The organism is Desertihabitans aurantiacus, from assembly GCF_003344635.1.
Classification (GTDB): domain Bacteria; phylum Actinomycetota; class Actinomycetes; order Propionibacteriales; family Propionibacteriaceae; genus Desertihabitans; species Desertihabitans aurantiacus.
The window spans coordinates 1-3,515 of sequence record NZ_QPKK01000332.1; the positions used below are offsets into that span (position 1 = coordinate 1).

The following is a 3,515-nucleotide window of genomic DNA, read 5'->3' on the forward strand; positions in this document are numbered from 1 at the left end:
GGGCACGCCGTCGACGCGGCGGTGGCGATGACCCTGGTCAGCTGCGCCGCCGAGACGCTGTTCACCGGGCTGAGCGGCGGCGGGTTCGCGGTCGTGCACGAGGCCGCCACCGGCCGCACCACCTGCGTCGACTTCTTCGTCGCCGTCCCCGGCCTGGGCGAGCGCCGGACCGGTCAGGGGGTGCCGATCCAGGTCTACCTCGGTGGGCACCCGGTGCCGTACGAGATCGGGCCGGCGACCGTGGCCGTGCCCGGGCTGCCGGCCGGCGTCCGGCACCTGTGGCAGCGCTGGGGACGGCTGGACTGGGCCACCCTGGTCGAGCCGGCGCTGACCGCGTCCTACGGGACGCCGTTCCCGCTGACCCACGCCGAGCTGCTGCCCAACATCACCGAGGCGATGTGCGCCGGTGAGGGCGCCCAGGTGTTCTGCCGGCCCGACGGCTCGCTGCTGCAGGCCGGCGACCCGCTGTTCCACCCCGAGCACTGGCGGGCCTTCGAGCTGCTCCGCGACGACCCGGACGCCTTCTCCACCGGCTCCTACGCCGAGGCGATGCTGGCGGCCGTCGCCGACGGCGGCGGGCTGAGCACCACCGACCTGGCGGCCTACCAGGTGCGTGAGTCCGAGCCCCGCGAGGTCGCGATGGAGGTGGGCGGCCGCCGGGTGCGGGTGCTGGCCCGCGGGGACGACCTGGACGACGTGCTGGCCACCCTGGTCGAGGCGTCGGAGCACGACGGCGACCCGGTCAGCGATGCCGCGGCAGCCACCCACCTGGTCGAGGCGCTGCGCGCCCACCCGCGGCTGGCCGACACCACCAACGTGTGCGCGGTGGACTCCGAGGGCAACGCCTGCGCGGTGACCACCAGCCTCGGTCTGGGCTCGTCGGTGTACGTGCCCGGCTACGGGGTGCACCTCAACTCGATGCTCGGCGAGGGCGAGCTGGTCCGCGACGAGTGGGTCCCCGGGCACCGGGTGAACTCGATGATGTCGCCGATGGTCGTGCTCGACGAGGCCGGCCGGCTGCGGCTGGTGGCCGGGGCCGCCGGGGGCAGCCGGATCCGGCCCGCGCTGGTGCAGACGGTGCTGCGGATGCTGCGCGGGGTGCCCCCGCAGGAGGCGATCGACCTCCCCCGGCTGGCCGCCCTGCCGGACGCGCACGTGCGGCTGGAACCGGGCTTCTCCCCGGTCGTCCTGGACGCCCTCACCGCGGCCGGGAACACCGTCTTCGAGACGCGGTCGCAGCTGCCGTTCTTCGGCGGGGTGAGCGCGCTGTCGCCCCTCGGGGCCGGTGCCGACCCGCGCCGCAGCGGCGAGTGGGTGCTGCTGGACTGAAGCCGGCCGTCGCCACCGCGTGCCACTAGCGTGGCCTCGTGGACAGGGTGCGGTGGGGCATCATCGGCGTCGGCGACGTCACCGAGCGCAAGAGCGGGCCGGCGTTCCAGCAGGCGGAGCGCTCGGAGCTGGTGGCGGTGATGCGCCGCGACGCCGCCAAGGCCGAGGACTGGGCCCGCCGGCACGGGGTGGGCCGCTGGTACGCCGACGCGGACGCGTTGATCGCCGACCCGGAGGTGGACGCGGTCTACGTGGCCACCCCTCCGGACTCCCACGCCGACTACGCGCAGCGGGTGGCCGCCGCCGGCAAGCCGGTGTACGTGGAGAAGCCGATGGCCCGCACCGCCCTGGAGTGCGAGGCGATGGTGGCCGCGGCCGAGGAGGCCGGTACCGGGCTGTGGGTGGCCTACTACCGCCGGGCGCTGCCGCGGTTCCGCCGGGTTCGCGAGCTGCTGGACGCCGGGCGGATCGGCCGGCCGCGGTCGGTGCTGGTGCGCACCCAGCAGCCGGCCCGCACCGGCGGGCAGCTGCCGTGGCGGGAGCGGCCGGAGGTGTCGGGCGGTGGTTACCTGGTCGACCTCGGCTCGCACACCCTCGACCTGCTCGACTGGCTGTTCGGGCCCGTCACGGAGGTCACCGGGGGTGCGACGGCGACCGCGTCCACCGATGGCGCGGCCGGGCCGCGGGCGGAGGACCAGGTGAGCGCGACGTTCGCCTTCGCCGGTGGCGTCCGCGGGGTCGGTCTGTGGGACTTCGCCGCTGCCGAGCGCATCGACCGGGTCGAGGTGGTGGGCGACGGCGGCAGCCTCGTCTTCTCCTGCTTCGGCAGCGAGCCGCTGCGGCTGCTGGTGGACGGCCGGGAGGAGCGGGTGCCGACCGAGCACCCTGACCCGGTCCAGCTCCCGCTGGTGCAGAGCGTGGTCGACGAGCTCACCGGCCGCGGCACCTGCCCGAGCACCGGCCGCACCGCCCTGCGCACCGCCCGGGTCGTCGACGCCCTGCTGGCCGACCACCGCGCCGCCGAAGCCGCCCGCCTCGCCACCGCCACGCCCTGACCCGACCCCAACGCCCTGAGCCTGTCGAAGGGCGCTGACTCCCACGCTTCGACAAGCTCAGCGCGCTGTGGTCGGGCTCCTGCCTACGTGCAACGGCTCGCGCTTCGACAAGCTCAGCGCGCTGTGATTGGGCTCGAGCCAGCGTGCGGCGACTCGCGCTTCGACGAGCTCAGCGCGCTGTGGTGACGCGGGAGCCCACGGGCGGACTTGCCTCGGGCGCCGGAGCCGACCACAGCGCCCTGAGCCTGTCGAAGGGCGAGGGCTCCCATCAGGGAGTCCCGGCCCACCGACAGGCTCAGGGCGTGAGGGGTGCTGCGGCTGCGACCTCAGAGGAGCAGCTGGAGGGTGCGGGCGTGCGGGCGCAGGGCGAACTGCGGGGAGACGTCCGGACCGCAGGCCGCCGTGCCGAGACCGTGCTGGGCGGCGTCCAGGTAGAGGTAGGTCCGGTCGCTGGCCGGCAGCTCGTGCGGGTGGTCCGCGTCGGCGATCTGCTGGGCGGTGTACCGGCTGAGGGTGAACCCGGGACGCCGGCCGGCGGTGTCGGGCAGCGCCTCCAGCGTGAGCCACTCGTGCACCCCGGCCCGCGACAGCGTGAGCCGGCGCAGGTCGCTGCGGTGCCCGGTCTCCTGCGGCCGGCTGTACGGCGCGGCGAGCTCGTCCACCGAGGCGGTGAAGCTGCTCACCCGGGCCGCGGCCAGGCTGTCGGGGTAGGACTCGCCCGGCCCGAGGCCGAACCACTCCGCACGGGTCACGTCACCGGGCAGGTCGAAGCGGACACCCAGCCGCGGCCAGACGCTGCCCCACCCGCGCGAGGGCGCGAGCTCGATCGTCAGCGCCAGCCGCTCGCCCTTCGGCGTCGGCACCAGCTGCCAGGTGGTGGTCGACTCCAGCCGGGCACGGCCCTGGGCCGCCATCGACACCCCCCGGGTCACCAGGGAGCCCGGGCCGGCCTCGACCGAGGTCACCCGGTGCACCAGCCGGTGCAGACCCTGCTCGCGCCACACCATCTCCCAGGTGGTGCGCCGACCGCCGGAGGCCAGCAGCGCGGCGTCGGCCTCGGCCGCGCCGGCCGGCAGCGGCCGGGACGCCCCGGAACCGGCCTTGCCGCGGTCGTTGTCGGTGGGCGCGCGC

Annotated in this window: 3 protein-coding genes; 2 read left to right on the forward strand and 1 reads right to left on the reverse strand. The window is 75.8% G+C overall.

The genetic code is table 11. The annotated features are described in order from the left end of the window. Both DVA66_RS18340 and DVA66_RS18345 read left to right on the forward strand, forming a co-directional pair. The coding region (locus DVA66_RS18340; RefSeq protein WP_114561328.1) for a gamma-glutamyltransferase at positions 1-1,329 on the forward strand (1,329 nt) is incomplete at its 5' end. A 38-nt stretch (positions 1,330-1,367) separates the two neighbouring features. Then, positions 1,368-2,384 (forward strand): Gfo/Idh/MocA family protein, encoded by a 1,017-nt coding sequence (locus tag DVA66_RS18345; protein WP_114561329.1) that lies wholly within the window; start codon positions 1,368-1,370, stop codon positions 2,382-2,384. 326 nt (positions 2,385-2,710) lie between these two features. On the opposite strand, the gene DVA66_RS18350 is transcribed toward DVA66_RS18345, so the two are convergent. After that, positions 2,711-3,515, reverse strand: an 805-nt coding sequence (locus tag DVA66_RS18350; RefSeq protein ID WP_456297820.1) for a beta-galactosidase small subunit-related protein, incomplete at its 5' end; no start/stop codon positions are given.